The sequence below is a fragment of the Sphingobacterium bovisgrunnientis genome (genome assembly GCF_009829085.1).
Lineage (GTDB): Bacteria > Bacteroidota > Bacteroidia > Sphingobacteriales > Sphingobacteriaceae > Sphingobacterium > Sphingobacterium bovisgrunnientis.
In genome coordinates, this window is sequence record NZ_WUQY01000009.1 from 1 (window position 1) to 21,942 (window position 21,942).

At 36.5% G+C, this 21,942-nt stretch carries 15 protein-coding genes; 7 read left to right on the plus strand and 8 right to left on the minus strand.

Features of this window, described 5'->3' with window-relative positions; all coding sequences use genetic code 11:
• Positions 1-272: 272 nt before the first annotated feature.
• The 6 genes from GOQ16_RS06185 to GOQ16_RS06210 all read right to left on the minus strand — a co-directional run bounded on the left by GOQ16_RS06185 (position 273) and on the right by GOQ16_RS06210 (position 12,460).
• Positions 273-1,733: an efflux transporter outer membrane subunit gene (locus GOQ16_RS06185; protein WP_160068499.1), complete on the minus strand. Its 1,461-nt coding sequence runs from the start codon at positions 1,731-1,733 to the stop codon at positions 273-275.
• A 1-nt stretch (position 1,734) separates the two neighbouring features.
• A complete protein-coding gene (locus GOQ16_RS06190; protein ID WP_160068500.1) occupies positions 1,735-4,884 on the minus strand; it encodes an efflux RND transporter permease subunit in 3,150 nt (1,049 codons plus the stop codon).
• A 73-nt stretch (positions 4,885-4,957) separates the two neighbouring features.
• Positions 4,958-6,121, minus strand: coding sequence for an efflux RND transporter periplasmic adaptor subunit (locus tag GOQ16_RS06195; protein WP_160068501.1), 1,164 nt, complete (start codon positions 6,119-6,121; stop codon positions 4,958-4,960).
• 199 nt (positions 6,122-6,320) lie between these two features.
• The gene (locus GOQ16_RS06200; protein ID WP_160068502.1) at positions 6,321-10,871 is read right to left on the minus strand and encodes an efflux RND transporter permease subunit; all 4,551 of its coding nucleotides are present in this window, start codon (positions 10,869-10,871) and stop codon (positions 6,321-6,323) included.
• Positions 10,872-11,996 carry an efflux RND transporter periplasmic adaptor subunit gene (locus GOQ16_RS06205; protein ID WP_160068503.1) on the minus strand — a complete coding sequence of 375 codons (1,125 nt, stop codon included), beginning with the start codon at positions 11,994-11,996 and terminating at the stop codon, positions 10,872-10,874. It lies immediately after the preceding gene.
• 98 nt (positions 11,997-12,094) lie between these two features.
• Complete coding sequence (locus GOQ16_RS06210; RefSeq protein ID WP_160068504.1) at positions 12,095-12,460, minus strand: hypothetical protein; 366 nt, start codon at positions 12,458-12,460, stop codon at positions 12,095-12,097.
• Positions 12,461-12,681: 221 nt separating this feature from the next.
• Here GOQ16_RS06210 and GOQ16_RS06215 point away from each other — a divergent pair, with 221 nt between their 5' ends.
• From GOQ16_RS06215 to GOQ16_RS06245, 7 genes are all read left to right on the plus strand, one after another.
• Positions 12,682-14,160, plus strand: coding sequence for an ankyrin repeat domain-containing protein (locus tag GOQ16_RS06215; RefSeq protein ID WP_160068505.1), 1,479 nt, complete (start codon positions 12,682-12,684; stop codon positions 14,158-14,160).
• Between the two features lie 4 nt (positions 14,161-14,164).
• Positions 14,165-14,653 (plus strand): DUF2271 domain-containing protein, encoded by a 489-nt coding sequence (locus GOQ16_RS06220; protein ID WP_160068506.1) that lies wholly within the window; start codon positions 14,165-14,167, stop codon positions 14,651-14,653.
• An 18-nt stretch (positions 14,654-14,671) separates the two neighbouring features.
• Complete coding sequence (locus GOQ16_RS06225) at positions 14,672-16,870, plus strand: PepSY domain-containing protein (protein WP_160068507.1); 2,199 nt, start codon at positions 14,672-14,674, stop codon at positions 16,868-16,870.
• Positions 16,861-17,859: an FAD:protein FMN transferase gene (locus GOQ16_RS06230; protein WP_240140969.1), complete on the plus strand. Its 999-nt coding sequence runs from the start codon at positions 16,861-16,863 to the stop codon at positions 17,857-17,859. Before GOQ16_RS06225 ends, GOQ16_RS06230 begins: the two co-directional genes overlap by 10 nt.
• Positions 17,860-17,910: 51 nt before the next feature.
• Complete coding sequence (locus tag GOQ16_RS06235) at positions 17,911-18,678, plus strand: hypothetical protein (RefSeq protein ID WP_160068508.1); 768 nt, start codon at positions 17,911-17,913, stop codon at positions 18,676-18,678.
• Positions 18,679-18,694: 16 nt separating this feature from the next.
• On the plus strand, positions 18,695-19,933 hold the full coding sequence (locus tag GOQ16_RS06240) for a hypothetical protein (protein WP_160068509.1): 1,239 nt from the start codon (positions 18,695-18,697) through the stop codon (positions 19,931-19,933).
• Positions 19,934-20,378: 445 nt separating this feature from the next.
• Positions 20,379-21,098 (plus strand): energy transducer TonB, encoded by a 720-nt coding sequence (locus GOQ16_RS06245; protein WP_160068510.1) that lies wholly within the window; start codon positions 20,379-20,381, stop codon positions 21,096-21,098.
• 376 nt (positions 21,099-21,474) lie between these two features.
• Here GOQ16_RS06245 and GOQ16_RS06250 read toward each other — a convergent pair whose 3' ends face one another.
• Positions 21,475-21,708: a hypothetical protein gene (locus GOQ16_RS06250; RefSeq protein WP_160068511.1), complete on the minus strand. Its 234-nt coding sequence runs from the start codon at positions 21,706-21,708 to the stop codon at positions 21,475-21,477.
• Positions 21,709-21,750: 42 nt separating this feature from the next.
• Entirely contained in the window at positions 21,751-21,915 is a 165-nt protein-coding gene (gene ccoS / locus GOQ16_RS06255; RefSeq protein ID WP_160068512.1) for a cbb3-type cytochrome oxidase assembly protein CcoS, read from the minus strand.
• Between the last annotated feature and the right edge of the window lie 27 nt (positions 21,916-21,942).

A 21,942-nucleotide genomic window follows, 5' to 3' on the forward strand; every position in this document is an offset into this window, starting at 1 on the left:
CTTCGTTTCCGTCGGGACTGCAAAGGTAGAAACTTTATTTTAATCCGCAAATTTTATTTGAAGATTTTTTCTTTTTTTGTTTTTCCAGAGTTTCCCCGTTTAAACTGTCTCTAACCTCGTGTTTCATCGCTGTTACCAGCGTTCCTCCCTTGCGGAGTGGTGCAAAGATAGGGAAGAATTGTAATACAAAACAAGTATCCCAGAAAAATAAAAACGAAATAAACCGTAACTTATTGTTTATATGTGAATTATTTTTAATCAACACATTCAAACTATTCCCATCCACCACCTAAAGCGCGATATAAGCCCACATAGCTATTCAGTTGTTTCTGTTTTAACTCCACCAAATCCAGCTCACTTTTTAATGCATTGCTTTGCGCTGTTATAACCTCCAAGTATGTAGCATAACCACTCCTAAATAATAAAGACGCATTCTTCACTGCTAACTCAGAATTATTGACACGCTGTTGGGAAAGTAATAATTGTTCCTTTTGTTTCTCTACTGTCGTTATTGTATTTGAAACTTCGGATACTGCCTCCATCACAGTGCGCTGGAAATTCAACTCTTCTTTATCACGTTCGATCTTAGCGATTTCAAATTTGTTTTTCAGCTTTTTATTTTTGAATACCGGCGCAGTCAATTCGCCTGCAATCCCTCCTAACAAAGCTCCTGGTATATTAAACCAATTTTTTGGCAACATCGCATTTACACCGAACACACCACTCAGACTCAATTGTGGGTAACGCATAATTTGTTGAATACTCATATTTGCATTTGCAGCAATCAAATCATACTCTGCGGATTTAATATCTGGTCTAGCACGAATTATTTCCAATGGACTTCCTAGAGAAATTTCATCTTGGAAATTAACTAGCTTGTGATGTAGGGAGTCGCCACGAGCAATATTGTTTGGCATTTCTCCAATTAATACGCGAAGTGCATTCTCCTGAATAATGATTTCCTTCTCTAAATCCGGAACCATAGAAGCTGCCACAAGACGCTGTGATTCTGTCTGTTGCAACGCCAAAGCTGTGATTTCGCCCGCTTCGAATTGTAACTTAATCATTCGTAATGTACTGTCGTTCAACCGCAAATTTCTTTTTGCGACTTCTATTTGCGCATCCAATTTCAATAGATTAAAATAACCGGTAGCAATATCCGCAATAAGCTTTGTTTGCACGGCATTGCGTGCTTCTTGTGAATTGAGCCAAACAGATTTTAGGATATCGCCTTCATTTGCGATTTTACCCCATACATCTAATTCCCAACTAAACTCCAAGCCTGTAGAAAACTGAGATTGATACCCAAATAATGACGAAGGCGCCTTTTCACCTTTGTGCTCATACCATTTTGACGAAGGCGAAGCATAAAAATCTTCCGATCGATATTGCTTATTCACAGTACCAATGTTTGCTTCAACACTAGGTAAATAATTTAATTTATTGATTCTCAAATTTCTATTTGCTATTTCAATATTCTTCAACGCGATACGCATATCAAAATTATTGCTTAACGCTGAATCAATTAGACCAATCAGGTGTGGATCATTAAAAAACTCCCTCCAATTGACGCGAGCTAAAGAGCTATCCGTAGCGGATGTAGCTGTAGCACCTCTAAATTCATTTGGTGTATTCAGATTAGGCCGTTCGTATTTTGCACCAACCTTACAACTAAATATCAAACTACATCCTATTATATAAAAGATAAATCTGTATGAAAATTTCGTCATCATATTACTTATTCATTTTGAACTTCACGCGTTCATCCAAAGTTTTGAACACAACAAACAATACAGGGATAATAAAAATCCCTAACGCTACACCAGACAACATTCCTCCTGCCGCACTAAAACTAATAGAATGATTACCAATCGCAGATGGCCCTACAGACCACATCAATGGCACTAATCCCGCAACAAATGCTAAAGAGGTCATCAATATTGGTCGAAGACGCAATCTAGCACCTTCAATGGCAGACTGATAAATTGATTTGCCTTTGTCACGCTGCTGTACTGCAAACTCTACTATCAGAATAGCATTTTTGGCAAGCAATCCAATTAGCATGATTAAGCCGACTTGAACATAGATGTTATTCTCTAATCCTACAGCCAACACGGTTAAAAACACACCGATCAATCCAACTGGAACAGATAGCAAGACTGCCCAAGGCAAAATATAGCTCTCATATTGTGCTGCGAGCAAAAAGTAAATAAACAATATACTTAGCCCGAAAATCAGTACAGTCTGTGTGCCAGATTTACTTTCTTCGTAAGACATCCCAGTCCACTCGTAACCGTAATTACCGGGCAATTGATCTCCAGCCAATTCTTCTATGGCTTTCATCACATCACCTGTACTATATCCAGAAGAAGGATTGACATTCACAGTTATCGCGTTGTATAAATTATAGCGAGAGATCGATTCTGGCCCCACCACTTTATTCAATGTCATCAACGTACCAACTGGCACCATTTTCCCGTCTTTATTTCTCACAAAAATAGAATTCAACGATTCCGGATCCGTTCTATGCTCAAAATCTGACTGCATGTAAACACGATACGTACGACCAAAACGGTTAAAATCACCAGCACTTACACGTGCAAAATACATACGAATCGTATTCATCATGTCTTTTATATCGACCCCCATACTCTTCGCTTTGACCACATCGATATCCGCTTCGTATTGTGGAAAATTGGACTTGAATGATGTATAAGCATTGTCAACCTCTTCAAGGGCATTGATTTTATTGATAAAAGAATCTGCAACCACATCAAAATCGCGAATATCACCTCCCAATCTATCTTGTAGCACTAATTGCACACCTGCAAAATCACCAAATCCCTGAACAGTAGGTCGTGGAAAAACCTTGAAAGAAGCTTCGTTGATAACCGATAAATCTTGGCGAATCGTATCCATAAAATCATTTATGTCTTTTATAGAACTCCGCTCTTTGTGCGGTTTCACATTAATATAGCCCGCTGCGAAAGCCGCACTTGTACCACCATCTAAAGCATTGAAACCAGATACAGTGGTCATTCCCTCAATGTCTTCACGCTTTTTCAAGATACTATCTGCACGGCGCAATACTTCTGTCGTACGCGCTAAAGATGCGCCAGGAGGCATAGCCAAAGAATACGTTACGAAGCTGTCGTCTTCTGTAGGAATAAATGACTTTGGCGTAAAATACAATAATCCAACACCTATAATTGTCACAAGAATTAATCCCCCAAATGCAACAACTTTCTTTTTCAACAAATATTTTACTCCAATTATATACTTATTGGTAAATCGATCAAATGAGGCATTAAACACTGTAAAAAAACGATTTCTATATTTTTGAAATTTGTTTAGCTTTTTTTCCTCTTCAATATCTTGGGGATGTACAGGTTTTAACAACAGCGCACATAATGCAGGAGATAAGGTCAATGCATTAAACGCGGATATCAGAATTGCAGTGGCCAATGTATACGCAAATTGCTGATAGAATATACCAGCAGGACCTTCCATAAATCCTATAGGCAAAAACACCGCAGCCATTACCAACGTAATGGAAACAATAGCTCCTGTGATTTCGGACATCGTTTCCAACGTAGCTTCCTTCGCACGCATACCCGTTTCATGCATCTTTTGATGGATAGCTTCCACTACGACAATCGCATCATCCACTACAATACCAATAGCCAACACCAGCGCAAACATGGTTAATACATTCAACGAAAAACCCAAAAGGCTCAAGAAGAAAAATGTACCAATCAGCGAAACCGGAATTGCGATAGCTGGAATCAATGTCGATCTAAAATCTTGCAAAAAGATAAATACAATAATAAAAACTAGAATAAAAGCCTCAAATAAGGTACTTTTTACTTGATTAATAGATTGATCAATCTGATCACGCACACTGTAAGAAATATCATATTTAATACCTTCAGGAAAAGATTTAGAAATTTCATCCAATACTTCGCGTACCGCGATATCTATCTCGTGCGCATTAGAACCACTAGTTTGTGTAATATTTAATGTAAGACCTGGATGCCCATTCACTTTATTATCACTACCCAAGTTCGTAGCTCCAAATTCTATTCGTGCGATATCACGAAGATAGAGTACAGAGCCATCTTTATTGGTTTTGATTACCATATTTTCAAATTCCTCGGGCTTGCTGAATCTACCCTTGTGCTTGATGACAGTCTCAAAAACTTCGTCCGACGTTTCACCAAATTTACCTGGAGCTATCTCAAAGTTTTGATCATTCAAAGCTTTGGTTATATCCTGCGGAATAATATTGTAAACAGCCATTTTCTCTGGATTCAACCATACGCGCATCGAATAATCGCGCGCGCCGACACGTGAAACCTGCGCCACACCATCTACGCGAAGCAATGGACGAATTAGATTGATTTGCGCAAATGCCTGCAAAAATGTCTCATCATAAACTGTATCCTTTCTATCCGAAAAGATATTTATAGTCATGATGGCTCCACTCTGACGTGGTTGGACTGTGATACCATTATCATTAACCTCAGATGGAATGGCACTGATTGCTTTTGAAATTCGTGTTTGAACATTCACAGAAGCGATATCAGGATTTGTTCCTGTTTTAAAAAATACTTGCACGCTACCTGAGCCTGAGTTAGTCGCAGATGAACGAATGTACATCATATCCTCTACCCCATTTATTGCCTCTTCGATCGGAAGAAGCACACTCTCTGCAACGGTTTCCGAATTTGCTCCTGGATAACTTAACGATACAACCACACTTGGTGGCGCAATCTCTGGAAATCTGGTAATAGGCAAAGTTTTCAAACCTACTAATCCCAAGATTACCAAGATTAATGACATTACCGTCGCCAATACAGGACGATTTATAAAGGTTTTTAGCATAATTATGGATTGTTTTAAGACATAGCAATGCTAACTCTGCCTATCAGCAGAGCAAACACGTATGATTTAAAGATTATTGATGAATAGGAAGAACCTTCGTTCCTTCAGAGATTTTATCAAGACCTGTTAACACAACACGATCTCCTAATTCCACACCGCTTGACACGATATAGTTACTCTTACTAGTACCTGCGATATTGATAACTTTGCGAGTAACACGATTTTGATCATCTAGAACATAAACAAAAGTTTTATCTTGTAATTCACTCGTCGCAACTTGAGGAATTTGAATTACACCTTTTTTGATTTCAGAAATCTTCAATGTTCCCGTACTACCGTTACGCAGAATATTATCTCTATTTGGGAAAGAAGCACGCAGTGAAATAGCACCAGTAGTACGATCAACCTGACCATTAATGGCATCCACGACACCTTTTGCAGAATATTCCTCACCATCTGCAAGTATCAAAGTTGCATCCGGAAAATTAAGTGAATTATTATTTCGAGCAATGCCCTTTATGCTATCTTCTTTGATTTTCAATTTAGAAAAATAAAGAAAATCAGATTCGTTCATTGAAAAATAGACATACACATCTTGTACATCCGAAAGTACCGTCAAAGGCTCTTTGTCACTTTTAGACACCAAATTTCCGATTCTTTTAGGAATACGACCAATATAACCACTCACAGGAGCCGTGATGATGGTAAATCCTTGATTGATTTTTGCACTACCTACTGCTGCTGTAGCTTGATCAAGCGACGCTTTCGCAACATCGTAATCGGATTTCGCAGATTTTAATTTTACGTTTGAAATTACTTCATTGTCGACCAAAGGCTTTAGCCTTTCAATTTCCAGTTTGGCATTTTCTAATTTAGCTTTCGCTACGTTTTGGTTGGCAATCGCATTATTCAATACCTCTTGATAAGCTGACGCATCTACTTTGAATAGTTTTTGTCCCTTGGTCACAAAAGTTCCCTCATCAACATAAATTTCCTGCAACAAGCCTTCTACTTGAGGTCTCACTTCAACATTGACCTTTCCCTCAATGGTACCGATATAATTTTTGATGGTTTCTGCATCACTTGTGTCAGCCACATGCACTGGGAGCGCTAGAGGTTTGTCTGTATTATCTTTTTCTGTGGCTTTGCCTTGATTACAACTAGAGAGAATTACACTTGTAAATACTATAAGTAATAGGGCTGATAAATTTAATTTTGAGCTGAATCTTCTAATCATGCTGAATCCTTTTCTAAATATAATCGTAACTAACTTGTTACAATTATATAAAAATTGGAATATATGTAACTAATAATTTATTGTTTTTTAACAGTCTTTAACAAAGAATAAGCCAAAAAATATATCATAGACGATTTAAAATGTAAAAAGTCTCTCGAAATGGAGAGACTTTTTACACAAATTGTTAATTATTAACAGATTAATTCCAACCACCACCAAGAGCCTTATACAATACGATTTGATTTAATAAATCTTCACGCTGAATATCTACTTTTGTAATTTGTGCTTGGACAACTCCTTTTTGTGCGGAGATAATATCCAAATAGCTTACGCGTCCAGCAATGAACAATTCTTCTGCCGCTTCTGTAGAAGCTACTAAAGCGTTAACTTGATCATCTACCAATTGCTCTCGATTGGCGAGAAGCTTTTGTGTCTCCACCGCAAGTGACACTTCATTCACAGCATTCAATACTTTTTTCTCATACTCCAAAAAAGCAATGCCGTACTGTGCTTTCATCACTTCATATTGCGATTTCAATTCACGCTGACGCAAAATCGGCATAGTAACTCCGCCAAATAGACCATAAGCCACAGATTTATCTAAGTTGAATAATTTATCAAAGCTGAAAGATTGTAATCCCAAATAAGGACTAATCGCTACGGATGGCAAAAATGATAATCGTGCAGCATCCAGCTCGCGATATTCACGCTTCAAATCAAATGCAGCTTGACGAATGTCCAAACGATTGGAAATTAATTGATCAAAAGACCCCAACATCATTTCTGCAAACAAACTATTTTCTAACACAGCATCTTCCGACCTTTTGATGGGTTGATACACCCTACCCAACAATTGATTGATTTGGTGCTCATTCTTAACAATCTCTTGCAATGCCAAAGCTCTATTCGCACGAGATTCTGCCAAAATAGATTTAAACTGTTGTACAGCCAATTCATCCGAGCGCCCTGCTTCCTTTTGTGCTTCGATGATTTCCAAAGCACGCTCGTGCAAGACAATATTACGGTCGTAAACTTTCACCTTTCTATCCCAAGCGATTAATTCAAAATAAGCGGATGAAATACTGGTTATAAGTTCAGTTTCTACGAGACGTTTAGCTTCATTTTCCACCAAATAACCTAAATAAGCAGCTTCACGACGTTGACGAAGTTTACCCCAAATATCAATTTCCCAAGAAGACCTAACACCTACAAAATAATCTGGAATAAATGGCTCTGGCAATTTTTCATCAGCCGTCAGGTTTTCAGAAAAGTTAGAATCATAGTTACCTATACCGGACTCTGTATAATGCCCGTACTTGCGAATTCCACCTTCGACCGCCGCATCCAATGTCGGCAATAATGCTGATTTACGCTGTCTGAAATTCGCTTGTGCGATTTCTATACGGTGAATTGCTTGTCTTAAATCTTGATTATTTTCTAACCCTATGTTGATTAAATCAACTAAGTGTTGATCTTTAAAAAAGGAATTCCATTTTATGTCAGCTAAACTAATAGAATCAGTCAGTATTTGAGTTGCATCAGTTTGAAGCTCTGCTTTCAGCTCTTGTTCAGTCATTTTCTTCGGAACAGAACAAGCTGAAAAAAATAAGCTGAAAATCGCGATCACTGTAGCCGCTTTAGTTATTTTGGCTTTCTTTCTTTTAGAAAATAAAACCACCAAACCAGGAATTACAATCACACCGATAATGGTACCAATCACCATTCCTCCTACTGATGCTGTACCGATTGTCCGGTTTCCTAAGGCTCCGGCACCTGTAGCCAACATCAATGGAATCAAACCCGCAGCGAAAGCAAATGATGTCATCAAAATTGGACGCAAACGCGCTACCGCACCTTCTATGGAAGCAGTCAATACATCCATGCCTTGTTTACGTTTTAGATTCGCGTATTCTACAATTAGAATCGCGTTCTTACCCAACAATCCAATTAGCATGACTAATGCCACCTGTGCATAGATGTTGTTTTCTAATCCCAAAACTTTCAAGAACAAGAACGCACCAAACAAACCTGCTGGAAGACACAAAATAACTGGCATTGGCAATAAGAAGCTTTCGTATTGTGCAGCTAATAATAAATACACGAAAACAAGACACAATAAGAAAATATATGCAGCTTGATTACCCGAAATTTTCTGCTCACGTGTCATACCCGACCATTCAATCTCAAAACCTTGTGGTAAAGTTTCTGCAATTCGTTCTACCGCTTCAATCGCTTGACCAGAACTAAATCCTGCTGCTGCTTGCCCCGTAATCATCGCAGAATTAAACATATTGTAGCGTGTGATTTGCTCTGGACCATATACACGTTTCATCGTTAAGAATGACGAGTAAGGAACCATTTCGCCATCGGCTGTTTTGACATAAAGCGCTAAAACATCTTCTGGCTTTTGACGTGTAAATGCATCAGACTGCACCATTACTTTGTACATCTGTCCATAACGGATAAAGTTGGTTGCATACTGACTTCCCAATAAAGTTTGCAATGTATTCATTGCATTCTCTACCGAAATTCCTTTTTTGGCAGCCAAATCATAATCTATTTCCAACATATATTGCGGGAAACCCACGTCAAAGGTTGTACTTGCAGATTCGATAACATCATCTTCTTCCAATGCTCTAATAAAATCATTCACCACTACGGCGGTTTGATTTAAATCTTCATTTCCACTGCGATCCAAAAGACGCATTTCAAAACCTGAAGAATTACCAAATCCCGGAACTGTAGGTGGAGGGAAAAATTCTATTGTAGCGTCCGCAATATGTGCTGTTTTTTCTCGCAATATCGCCATAACATCATCGACAGTTTCCTTACGATCATCCCAAGCTTTTAAGTTAATCATCCCCATACCATAGGATGCACCAGATACTTCCGTTACGATACTATATCCGGCTAACGTGGACACCGTTTCTACCACATCCATATCACGAGCAATACGGTCCACTTCATCCAATACAGCTTCTGTACGGTCTACTGTAGCACCTGGAGGCGTAGTCACCGCAACGTACACCATACCTTGGTCTTCTGTTGGGATAAATCCAGAAGGAACAATAGACATCGTACCATAAGTTAGCACAAACATTCCAACCAATGTTGCCAATGTGATTGTGCGACGTCCTGCGATTTTATTTAATAAACCTTTATATCCTCCAGCAATTTTCTCGTAATAGTGATTAAATCCTTTAAAGAATCGAGCCATTAAACCATTGCTTTCTTTCGCGTCATGTGGTGATTTTAAAATCAAGGCACACAATGCTGGTGTCAATGTCAATGCATTAATACCCGAAATAACAATAGATGCCGCCAAAGTCAAGGAGAACTGACGATAGAAAACACCAACAGGCCCTGACAGGAATGCTACAGGAACAAATACAGCTGACATAACTAACGTAATCGCAATTACCGCTGTTCCCACTTCTTTCATAGCCGCCAATGTAGCTTCCAGGGGTTGCATATGCTCTTCCTCCATTTTGGCATACACCGCTTCCACCACGACAATCCCATTATCGACCACAATACCAATAGCTAATACCAATGCAAATAATGTCAATAAGTTGATAGAGAAACCCATCATTTGCATGAAAAATAGCGCACCAATCAAACACACAGGAACTGCTAGAATTGGAATCACAGTAGCGCGGAAGTTTTGAAGAAACACAAATACCACGATGAATACCAAAATAAATGCTTCAATCAAAGTCCAAATAACTTTTGAAATAGATGCATCCAAGAAACGTGAAACATCGTAGCCCATTGTATAGGTCATTCCCGGAGGGAAAGTTGAACCTTTCAATTCTTCCATACGATCCTTCACGCGTTGGATAACCTCCTGCGCATTTGACCCTGGCAATTGTTTCAACATGATAGATGCAGAAGGTTGACCATCCGTTTTGGAAACCATTTCATAGTCTAAAGAACCAAATTCTACATCCGCAATATCTTTCACACGGATAATAGAACCATCCGCATTCGCACGAATTGGAATATTTTCGTATTCCGCTACTTCCGTAAATTTACCTGGGTAGCGCAATACATATTGCTGCATGTTACGCGCTTTATCTGACGAAATACCCGTTTGTCCTGGTGCAGCTTCAATATTCTGACGACGCAATGCTTCTACCAATTCTTCTGTAGAAATCGAGTATGACGACAAACGATCTGGTTTTACCCAAATACGCATCGCGTAATCTTTTGCACCCATAATCTGTGCAAAACCAACACCTTCGATACGTTTTAGCTCTTTGAGGATATTAATATCCGTGAAATTATAAATGAATCGCTCATCAGCTGTCACGTCATCCGTAAAGAGATTAAGGTACATCAACATGGAATTTACCTCTTTCTCGGTAGTCACCCCTGCTTTGATAACCTCTTCTGGAAGTTCATCCAAAACAGTTGTAACCCTATTTTGCACGTTTACCGCAGCAATATCTGGATCGACACCTACTTTAAAGAATACTTGTATTAATGTTGTTCCATTATTCGTCGACACCGTATTCATGGAGGTCATACCAGCCACACCATTGATCGCTCTTTCCAACGGAATAGCTACTGCATTGGTACTCACCTCGGCATTAGCACCCGTGTAATTCGCTGTCACGACCACCGATGGCGGAACAATATCTGGGAATTGTGTAATAGGCAAAGTAAATAAAGCCAACAATCCCAATAATGTAATAAATATGGAGATAACCAAAGAAAGTATTGGTCTCCTAATATACGTTTCGAACATCTATTTCATCCCTCCTTGCGAATTGTTTACTTCTTTTGGTTGAATAGACATGCCATCACGCAAGGCATGTACACCTTCAAAGACAACTTTACTATTAGGCTCTAATCCGTTCTCAACAATGTAGTAATGACCGACACGTTGTCCATTCTGGAATGGAGTCATTTTAATCTTGTTATCAGCACCTAAAACATACACATATGCTTTGTCTTGAATTTCCAATACAGATTTTTGATGCACAAAAGTCAGGTCTCCCGTACTTGTAGGCACAGCGATTCTTCCAGAAGCACCATGTTTCAACAATCCTGCTGGATTATCAAAACGCGCTCGCAATGAAATAGAACCTGTACTCGCTTCAAATTCACTTTCTACCAATTCGGCAATTCCTGGATAAGGATATATTTCGCCATTCGCTAGAATCAATTTTACTTCTTGTTTGAATGCATTTTTCTTGAAGCTAGAATCCGTTGCTAAAGCCAAATATTCCGACTCCGAAATATTGTAGTACACATTAACTCTGTCCAAATCAGAAATCGTCGTAATCAGGGCTCCCTCTGTCAATAAAGAACCTTCTTTCAATTGAATACGGTCAATGCGACCATCAAAAGGTGCACGGATGAGGGTGTGACTTAATTTTGTACGCGCTTGATTGAGAATTGCTTCTCCCTCTTCTACTTTTGATAAAGCTGCACGTAGCTGCACTTCCAACAAATCAGCTTCTGTAGTGCTTACAATTTTCTTGTCAACAAGCTTTTTTGTTCTTTCAATTTCCAGTTCTACTTTCTTCACTTCAGCTTTAGCATTATTCAATGCTGCCTGCGCTTGTGCTAAATCGGCTTTATATTCTTCATCGTTCAAAGAAAAAAGCACTTGTCCCTTACGAACATGAGCACCCTCATCGACGTATATTTTATTTAAAAAACCTGTTAATCTTGAACGCAATTCTACATTACGTTGCGATTGAATATCGGCAATATATTCTTTGTAAATAACAGTATCCATTTGCACTAAGTTTGCAACTGGAACTTCTTTAGCGACCTCTTTTGTGTCTTTTTCTTTTGCATTCGTGCACGCTGTAAAAACAAGTGCACAGCCCAATATAGGGTACCAATGACGTTTGATTTTCATAGTTAATAAAATGATTTTCAATAAAAAATATATAGGAAAACCCAAACCATTTGGTGTAAATAGCTCGGTTTAGATGTATTTAAATAAGAATAGTGTAGTTAGAAAGGACGATACCGATATAGAAAGGTATAATATCCGGGAAGAATTAACCTTTTTAAATAATAAATGGTATGTTTTATCTGTTCATTTGAAGCAAAAATGCGACGTAATATCCAAGAGAAGTATAGAACTATTGGAAGAAGCCCTAATGATAAAGCAAAAATCCGATAATCGTCATACATGATTTCGGGAACTTTTTCCGCATCTTCATTGTGGTGAAGATTTAGTACATCTTCGAGCACGACTTCAATAAAAGTTTCGCCCACTGCAATAGTCTCCAAATTCTGCGCATAACAATATTTGACCTCAAAACATAAAATGTTGAGGTAGCTCAATAAAGCTATTACATGTAGGAGACGCATCATCAGCGGCAAAGATAAGAACTACTGTATTTTATACGCCATTCGTATGTAAAAATGCTGTTATTAACAAAATCATAATATCAAAAAGTGACGCAATCCGAAAAACTTTAATTCAAACTTTGATTTAGAAGCTTAAAAGTTTTTAAAGAATATAAAATTTCATACTTTTGTTATTTAGAATTAATTTAAATAAAATTAACACTGTAAAACGTTAATATCAAAATATGAAGAAGTCACTTTTATCCATTTTACTATTAGCATCAGCACTGTTTGCTAAAGCACAGGACAACACCTTATTGACTGCAGATTTTTGGCGTGCAAAACCAACTTTAGAAACTTTGAAAGCCGAAATCGCTAAAGGTCACAATCCTGCAGAACAAAATGCGGGTTTTCATGACCCTGTATCTATGGCTATCAATAACCGCATATCCAATGATGTAATTAAATACATGATTGAGCAAGAAGGAAATGGAGTACATAAAAAAACACACCACTCGAGAACATATTTACAATGGGCTGCTGCAGCTGGTAATTTGGAATTAGTAGATTATCTTATCGCAAATGGTTCAGATGTACATTACAAAGACAGCCACGGTGATGCTGTGATTGCGTATGCTGCGGCTTCAGGCAATCAAAATACAGCAGTATATGATGCGCTTTTCAAAGCTGGAGTAGATCCAAAAACGACGTATGAGCACGGTGCTAACCTAATAATGTTTGGTATTGCGAATGACCAAGATTTAAAAATCACAGATTACTTTATTTCAAAAGGACTTTCTATTGATCATAAAGATGCACATGGTCGTACGGTAGCAGATTACGCAGCTAAGTTGGGTAATTTAGAAATTATCGAAAAGTTAGTGGCTAAAGGTGTAAAACCAACGGATCAAGCTTTATTTTTTGCGACTCAAGGTTCTCGTCAAAAAACAAATGGTCTGGATGTATTTCAAACATTAGTGGAAAAATACAATTTAAATCCTAAAGCTATTAACCCTGAAGGCGCTACAATATTGCATGCTTTAGCGCGCAGAGCAGACGCCGCAACGATTAACTATTTTTTAGCGAAAGGTGTTGATGTAGCAAAAGCAGATAACGATGGTAATACGGCATTAATAGTTGCAGCTGCAGGTAGAGATGCGCAACTGGTTCAAAACCTATTAGCAAAAGTAAAAAATGTGAATGCAGTAAACGAAGACGGTGAATCGGCATTAACGAAAGCGGTAGCATCAAGTTCGGCAGAAATTGTTGCTATTTTATTGCAAAATGGCGCTGATGCAAAAGTTTTGGATAAAGACAACAATAACTTAGCTGTTTATTGGTTCAATTCTTTCCGTCCTACGCCAAATAACGCTGCAGATGATTTCACTGAAAAATTAAACCTATTGACGAAAGCAGGAATTGATGTAAAAGCACCTCAACAAAATGGAAGCACATTACTTCACCTTGCAGTAGATAAAGGTAACGTTGCATTGATTCAGAAAGCTATTGAATTGGGTGTAGATATTAATGCACAAGATGAGGAAGGAAACACAGCTTTACACAAAGCCGCTTTGACAGCGAAAGACGATAAAGTTTTAAAAACTTTGGTGGATGCAGGTGCTAAGAAAGATTTGAAAACAGAATTTGAAGAGACTGCTTACGAATTGGCTAGTCAAAATGATTTCCTGAAAAACAACAATGTAAACTTTGATTTTTTGAAATAAGATAATGAAGCATTCTTTTAAATATATTTTAGTCGCATTATTTGCTGTATTCTTTAGCTCAAGCGCATTCGCCCAAACAACCAAATACAAATGCATGATTCAAATGCAAAATTATTCGGGTAAAGAGGCTTATGTCATCATCTCATTGATTAATCCAAAAGGGGAATACGAGAAAACCTTGGGTGTATTGGGTCCAGACCAAGAATGGTACAATACCTTGCCAGAGTGGGATAAATTCCGTGTGAAGAAAAAAGAAAAATTAAATGCTATCACTGGTGCTTCTATCGCAGGTGGTGCTCGTGCTACACGCGTTATCGAATTTGATACCGCAAAATTAGGAAAAGGCTACAAGCTTCGTTTTGAATCTTCCGTAGAAATTCAAAAATACTATGTAAAAGATGTCGAAGTAGCTTTAACACCTGAAGCTTTGGAAAATAAAGCTGGTGCACAAGGAACAGGATATATCCGTCTCGTGCGATTTATAAAAGTCTAATAGTTATAAATATATAGAATGACGTTATCAATTTGGAGGTATGCGCATTTAGCATTAGCGTTAATATCTTCTGTTTTTATGCTGATACTTGCGATCACAGGAGTCATCTTGGCCTTCGATGCTGTTCAAGAGAAAACTCCTCCCTATCGCGTAGACAATTTTGGTGATATTACCCTCGCGCAAAGCCTTCCAGCTTTGCGCGAGGCATATTTTGAAGTCCTGCAAGTCACTGTAGATCACAATGATTTTGTGGTAATAGAAGCTATGGATGAAGATGGGAACCCACTTAAAGCTTATATCAACCCATTAACCGGCGAAAAGCTTGGTGAAGTAATTCCAAAATCACAATTTATCCAATGGACTACAGCACTTCACCGTTCTCTTTTCTTAAAAGAAACTGGACGAACCATCGTCGGTATCGTTTCATTTTTGTTGTTGCTGATTACCATTAGTGGTTTCATTTTGATAATCAAACGCCAACAAGGTTTCAGACATTTTTTCGACAAAATCAATAGAGACTTCTTTTCGCAATATTTCCACGTCGTAACAGGTAGATGGTTATTGATTCCAGTGCTGATGATAGCATTGACTGGAACTGTGATTTTTATGGTTCGTTTGGAATTTTTCAAAAAAGAAAATATAGAAATAAATCATAATCCCATTTCAGATGAAGCTATCACCAAAGAATTAGCCGATATTGATTATTTCAAAAACACGAAATTAGCTGATGTGGAGAAAATTGAGTTTCCATTTATTCCTGACGATGCCGCTGAACCTTTTATCATTACGCTAAAAGATAGAACAATTTCTATTAATCAAGTGAATGGCGACATCATGCAGGAAACCAAATTTCCGTATACCGTCGCATTAGAAAAACTCAATATTGATTTACATACTGGACGTACCAATATCATTTGGGCAATAATTTTGGGGTTAGCATCGCTGAATATTGTGTTCTTCATGTACACAGGCTTTGTGATTACCTTTAAGCGTACGCGTACCAAAATCAAGAACAAATACATAGCTGAAAATGCGGAGATTATTATTCTGGTAGGTTCGGAAAATGGTTCTACCCTATTTTTTGCCAATCAAGTACACAAGCAATTGCTATCGGATGGTAAACGTTCTTTCTTAACAGAAATGAACCAATACAAATCCTATCCCGAAGCAAAACATTTGTTGATTTTTACTTCAACATACGGTTTGGGAGATGCGCCTACAAACGCAACGAAATTTGATGAGCTACTTACTAAGTTTCCGCAACAACAAGATATTAATTTTAGTGTAGTGGGATTTGGCTCTAAAGCTTATGTTGACTTCTGTGCCTATGCACAACACGTGGAACAGTTATTAGAAAAACAATTTTGGGCTAAAAAGTTAGTGGATTTATATACCGTAAACGACCGCTCGTCTGCTGATTTCGTACATTGGGTTCAACAATGGTCGGAAAAATCCCTGCACGCACTCGCTACTGCTCCAACTGTATACAGCAACAAAGTTCCAGGTCTTAAGAAATTTAAAGTCATCTCAATGACTGCTGTTTCAGAAGACAATTCTACTTTCAAAATCATTCTGAAACCACTAAACAACCTGAAATTTGATTCGGGTGATTTGTTAGCCATTTATCCTGCTAAAGATAACAGAGAGCGTTTCTACTCGATTGGTCGAAACGGAAAAGATGTACAGCTCATTGTCAAGTTATTTCCCGATGGTTTGGGATCGAGTTTTTTATATAATTTGGCTATAAATGAAATCACCGAAGCCCGCCTAATGGCAAATCCGAATTTTCATTTGCCAAAATTAGCCCCTAAAGTGGCGATGATTTCAAACGGAACAGGTATTGCGCCTTTCTTGGGAATGGTTATCAACAATAAGGGGCTTACAGATATTCATCTCTATTCGGGATTCAGAATGAATAATTCACTTACCGAATCTTATAAAAATTTTGCAAAAGAATATCAATCAAAAGGGCAACTTAATCGTTTTGAACTCGCATTTTCGAGAGAAAACAATAAAATGTACGTTATGGACTTGATTCTTCGCGATTACTTTTTCTTTGCGAATTTATTGCAAGAAGGGGGAGTTATTATGATTTGTGGCGCTTTGAAAATGCAAAAAGATGTAGAGAAAACATTGAATGAAATTACCACCAATCATCACGGAAAGCCGCTACAATTCTATATTGACAATAATCAAATTTTAACAGATTGTTATTAATACAAACATATTCATTTCTGAAAGATAGATTAGCTTTAGCTATTCTATCTTTTCTGTTTATTCCATTTTCAGTACTTGGACAACCGAAGATTGAAATCGTTCGTAATGTCATTTTGATGGGTTCTCAATTCCAAATTACTGTTGTTTCTCCCGATAGTTCTTTCGCAAATACACAAATAGATTTAGCCATTGAAGAAATCGAACGCATCGAAAATCTCATTTCAGAATGGCGGCCACATACGCAAGTTTCGGAAGTTAATCGAAATGCGGGGATAAAGCCTGTTAAAGTCGACAAAGAACTATTTGAGTTGACCAAACGCGCTTTGGACTATTCAAAAATGTCAAATGGTGCGTTTGATATCAGCACCGCAGCGATGGACAAAGTTTGGCAATTCGATGGCTCGATGACGGAAAAACCTTCGGAAGAAAAAATTAAAAAGTCCATTGAGAAAGTCGGTTATCAGCATATAATTTTAGACTCTGTGAAATCAACCATTTTCCTGGCTAAAGAAGGCATGAAAATCGGTTTTGGCTCGATTGGAAAAGGTTATGCCGCCGACAAAGGCCGCGAACTTTTAAAATCTCTTTGCGTCCAAGGCGGAATTGTAAATGCATCAGGCGATATAGCAACATGGGGATTACAAGCCAACGGTAAACCTTGGAAAATAGGTATTAAAAACCCTTTTAAAAGACACGGAATTGCTAAAGTGTTGAAATTTACAGAATCGGCTTTAGCAACATCGGGTAGTTATGAGAAATACGCAGAAATAGATGGAGTACGCTATGCGCATATCATTAATCCAAAAACAGGTTATCCTTCTACGGGATTAACCAGTGTCACCATTTATGGGCCTTCGGCAGAATTTGCCAATGCATTAAGCACCTCTATCATGGTTTTAGGTGAAAAAGAAGGCAAAAAATTAGCAAAGAACTATCCAAAGTATAAGTTTTTGTTTATTACAGACAAGAAAAAGATTATTAAACGATAAAGAAAATATTTTCATATATTGATTTACAATTTATATTATACAAGTCAATATATGAAAATCTCATTTTTCAGCACCATAATTATCTTAATTTGGAGCATCTTTAATTTTGTCTACGCTCAAAATTTTATTAGCAAACCTTATGTGGTATCGGGAAATGATGAACTATATGCTTTCCATCAGTCAAATGATACACTATTCAAATCTGTAATTCATAATGTGTATTCCCCAACAAGCGATTATATCCCTTATAAAAAATATAGAATTATTGAAATTTCTAAACTAGATTCAGCGAAAAATGCTATAATAGTAGAATCATTGGATTCTGTATATACAAATCAATATATCTACCCCCCTAATCGATATTTCTATTGGGTATATAATGCAAATCATGCTAATGAATTGAGGCTTATATTTCAATCAGATGCAATGACGAAAAATGAGATTGAAGGATACCTAGTTAATTCAAAAAACTTTATTGATGATTTCATCATCCCAATATTTAGCCTAAGCTATATAGATAAACTAAAAAAATTAAAACCAATCAGTAATTCTTCTGAGGCAAACTTCCTAATGGAACAGTTTGAAGCTGAAAAATACAAACCTTTTCTTCAAAAGTATTTCAATTCAGATCTAGCTAAAAATGACATGTATGGTAGTTATATAATGTCCATTATGTTGAATATTATTTGTTTAGATAATGGTTTTAATCCATTAAGTGCTGGTCGAACAATTAATATATTTTATAAACCTAGCCTAAGTAATGAGGAGAAAGTCGAAAGTGTAAAATCTCTGTACGAGAGACTTTATTTCAAACCTTAAGTAACATTAAATAGATATGAACAATCAATTATACTGGACCACCGCCAATAAGGTCTTATTTCGTTTTGCATTTATATTCCTAATAAGTTTCATTATTGTATTTAATAATGCATCATATCCGGGATTTGAGGTTCTTACAAAGCCTATTACCTCTTTACTGCATGATTTCACACCTTGGTTTGCTAAAAACGTACTGCACTATACCTATGACTACAGTATATACAGTAATGGAAGTGGTGACACTTCTTATGATTGGGTCACTTTATCAATTCTCATTCTTCTTGGAGTGCTTGGCTCTATAATTTGGAGTTTACTAGACAAAAATCGCAAGGAGTATAACAACTTATATTATTGGCTTAGTGTTTTAATACGTTATTACATCGCATTTATGTTATTCAATTATGGAGCTATCAAACTGCTTCATGCGCAAATGCCACCACCAACACTCAACAAATTAATGCAACCGCTCCATGAATTTTCGCCAATGGGATTAGCATGGACATTTTTAGGGTTCTCTAAAGGCTATAATATTTTCATGGGAATAGTTGAAATATCTGCCTTATTACTGCTATTTCGCAGAACTATGGTCATTGGTGCACTCATCACTATGGCTACGAGTATTAATATTATGACAGTTAATTACTTTTTTGATGTACCCGTTAAATTGGTATCAACAGCTTTATTTATACTCTCATTGTTCTTACTTCTACCCAATATTAAAACGTTGAATGCGTTCTTTATTCTAGGAAAACCCGCTGAAATTCGTACTATTAATAAGCCGGTATTTAGTAAAGCGTGGATTTCGAAAACTCTAATAGCTTTGAAAATTATTCTTATAGTCGTTTTTGCTGTTACGCAGTTCTTCTCACTCTCAAATACACAGAAGATGATTTCCGAATATTTCAAAAAATCTACTCTTAATGGAATATTTAAAGTAGACCGCAATGGCAAATCCGTTAAAACAATTCCAAACCATTGGAATTACGTGATCTTTGAATATGAAGGTACAGCAGTAGTTAGAGACACAAACTATCAAAAATCATTTCAGCAATATCTTTTAGAAGAAAAAACAAAAGAAATCACCATCAATAATTTCAAATTAAACTATACTATTAAGGAAAACGGAGATATTATTTTAATTAAATCATTTCCAGAAGGAACTGAAGAAGTCAAATTGATAAAGAAGAAAAAAGAAGATATGGAATTGATAAAGCGAGGATTTAATCTTATTCAAGAATACCCCTATAATCGATAAATGGTTAAATCATATAATGAATACATAATGGTAGGTTTAATTTTATAAATATTAAGAAACAAAGAGCCTAAATAACAAAAAGTTACTCATTCTTTAAGATTTTGCTTTTGTATTTTTATTTGGGTTACAGTTGCAGGGTATAGACCTACGTTAAATGAAGCGATATTAAAAGTTAAGTATCAATCAGCAATTAATGCGGCTATTGAATCTTGTCAAAACAAATTCTACATTTTGATTAGTTATATAACAAAACATGTTTGCGCTATCCCGATGGCTAAAATTAATTAAAGCTTCAGTTTTCTATTTAAAAGAAGATAATATGTTGAATTTTTTATTTAAATTTCGAAAACAATAAATGTTGGTTGCTATGGCTAATGCAAAACTGAAAGTTTTTGGATTTCTAATCTCCTAAGTAAAAAGACAAAAGAAGCTAGCAAAATAAATTATGAAAATTATATCAATATTTGGTATACTGATTTTATTCTCACTCAATTCCCTAGCACAAAATCAGAAAATGATCCAAAAAAACTGGATTAAAGTGTCGACTGAAAACCTATCTAACATAGAAATAGATCCAGATACACTTTATACTAGATATTCCTTCAGTAAGTCTAATTGGAATTTGAGTTTTTACCCAGGATGGAATAATTATACACATTATTGGGCAGTTAACCACAACAATCTTACATTACACAATACTACTTACCGTATTGAATTGCTTAATGACACAGCGCTGATTATTGCTTTAGATGAATTTCGCAGATTTAAGTTCTTGTCTGAGGAATATTTAATAAGTAAAGAACAATGCCTTGATTCAATTGGTTTATACAACAATAAGCCACTTTTTAAAGCCAACAAATATATCACACCTCGTTATAAAGAAAATGAGTCCTTTTCCGATTATGTTCAGAAAGATTTAAGAGAATACGATCCACATAAAGCAGCATACTTCTTAGCCACATTTGTAGTGACTGAAAATGGTAGAGTGGAAAATGTCATCATAAGGAACAGTATTTCAAAAGGTATGGATGTAGCAGTGACAAAGTTGATACTGAAAAGTTCAAAGAAATGGTCTCCTGCAAGGTTTAAAGGAAAGCCAATCCAAACCGAAATGAGCTATGAAATTAAATATGTGGGCTCTATTAATCCATTGGACTATCGCTAACACCAGCTTTTAAAGCATTAAATCAGAACAACAATGAACAATGTATTGACATCGACTATAATAAAAGAAATAATAGAAGCTAAATTGCAAACTGAAGCAAATTTAAAGAATGTTTTTGGACTTGATCTGACAAAATGTTCAATAAAAAAACAAAAGAAATCACTATCAATAATTTCAGATTAAACTAAACTATTCAGGAAAACGGAGATATTATTTTAACTAAATCATTTCCAGAAGGAACTGAAGAAGTGAAATTGATAAAGAAGAAAAAAGAAGATATGGAATTGATAAAGCGAGGATTTAATCTTATTCAAGAATACCCTTATAATCGATAATTACTAAAAAGAAAGAGATTTAGGTAATCCCTAAATCTCTTTTAATCTTCGTTTCTTTTGTCAGCTAGTGAAAATTTCACTGCCTTTTGAGGATATTTTTCAACGCTTTTAGCACTTGTATTACTCACTACCTTTTTGACGCTGATAAAATCTCCTAATTTGAAATGATATTTTGCCAGTTTATAATCCAATATTAACGGACCACAGAAATAATTTCCATCTGCATCCTGCTCAATAATTCCACGGTATAAACCTTCTTTTGTTTCTCTTGGCATTTTTATTATTAATTTGTTGCGAAGTTACGAAGAATTAAACCATTATTTTAAATTATCTACTTCCTTAACTTCATCGTCAAAGAGAATACGAACCGAAGGTGTATATGTGTCTTCATACTGTTTGGTTTTATTCGCCCAAAAGAAAGCTCCTAAAAATATTAAGGCTATAAAAACACTGAATCCAATTAATAAAAATATGATGTTCATTTTTTCAAAGTCAAAAGTTAAAAGTAA

Coding starts and splice junctions, on each gene's coding strand:
- GOQ16_RS06185 (WP_160068499.1), bottom strand. CDS start 1,733: ATGATGACGAAATTTTCATACAGATTTATCTTTTATATAATAGGATGT.
- GOQ16_RS06190 (WP_160068500.1), bottom strand. CDS start 4,884: ATGCTAAAAACCTTTATAAATCGTCCTGTATTGGCGACGGTAATGTCA.
- GOQ16_RS06195 (WP_160068501.1), bottom strand. CDS start 6,121: ATGATTAGAAGATTCAGCTCAAAATTAAATTTATCAGCCCTATTACTT.
- GOQ16_RS06200 (WP_160068502.1), bottom strand. CDS start 10,871: ATGTTCGAAACGTATATTAGGAGACCAATACTTTCTTTGGTTATCTCC.
- GOQ16_RS06205 (WP_160068503.1), bottom strand. CDS start 11,996: ATGAAAATCAAACGTCATTGGTACCCTATATTGGGCTGTGCACTTGTT.
- GOQ16_RS06210 (WP_160068504.1), bottom strand. CDS start 12,460: ATGATGCGTCTCCTACATGTAATAGCTTTATTGAGCTACCTCAACATT.
- GOQ16_RS06215 (WP_160068505.1), top strand. CDS start 12,682: ATGAAGAAGTCACTTTTATCCATTTTACTATTAGCATCAGCACTGTTT.
- GOQ16_RS06220 (WP_160068506.1), top strand. CDS start 14,165: ATGAAGCATTCTTTTAAATATATTTTAGTCGCATTATTTGCTGTATTC.
- GOQ16_RS06225 (WP_160068507.1), top strand. CDS start 14,672: ATGACGTTATCAATTTGGAGGTATGCGCATTTAGCATTAGCGTTAATA.
- GOQ16_RS06235 (WP_160068508.1), top strand. CDS start 17,911: ATGAAAATCTCATTTTTCAGCACCATAATTATCTTAATTTGGAGCATC.
- GOQ16_RS06240 (WP_160068509.1), top strand. CDS start 18,695: ATGAACAATCAATTATACTGGACCACCGCCAATAAGGTCTTATTTCGT.
- GOQ16_RS06245 (WP_160068510.1), top strand. CDS start 20,379: ATGAAAATTATATCAATATTTGGTATACTGATTTTATTCTCACTCAAT.
- GOQ16_RS06250 (WP_160068511.1), bottom strand. CDS start 21,708: ATGCCAAGAGAAACAAAAGAAGGTTTATACCGTGGAATTATTGAGCAG.
- ccoS (WP_160068512.1), bottom strand. CDS start 21,915: ATGAACATCATATTTTTATTAATTGGATTCAGTGTTTTTATAGCCTTA.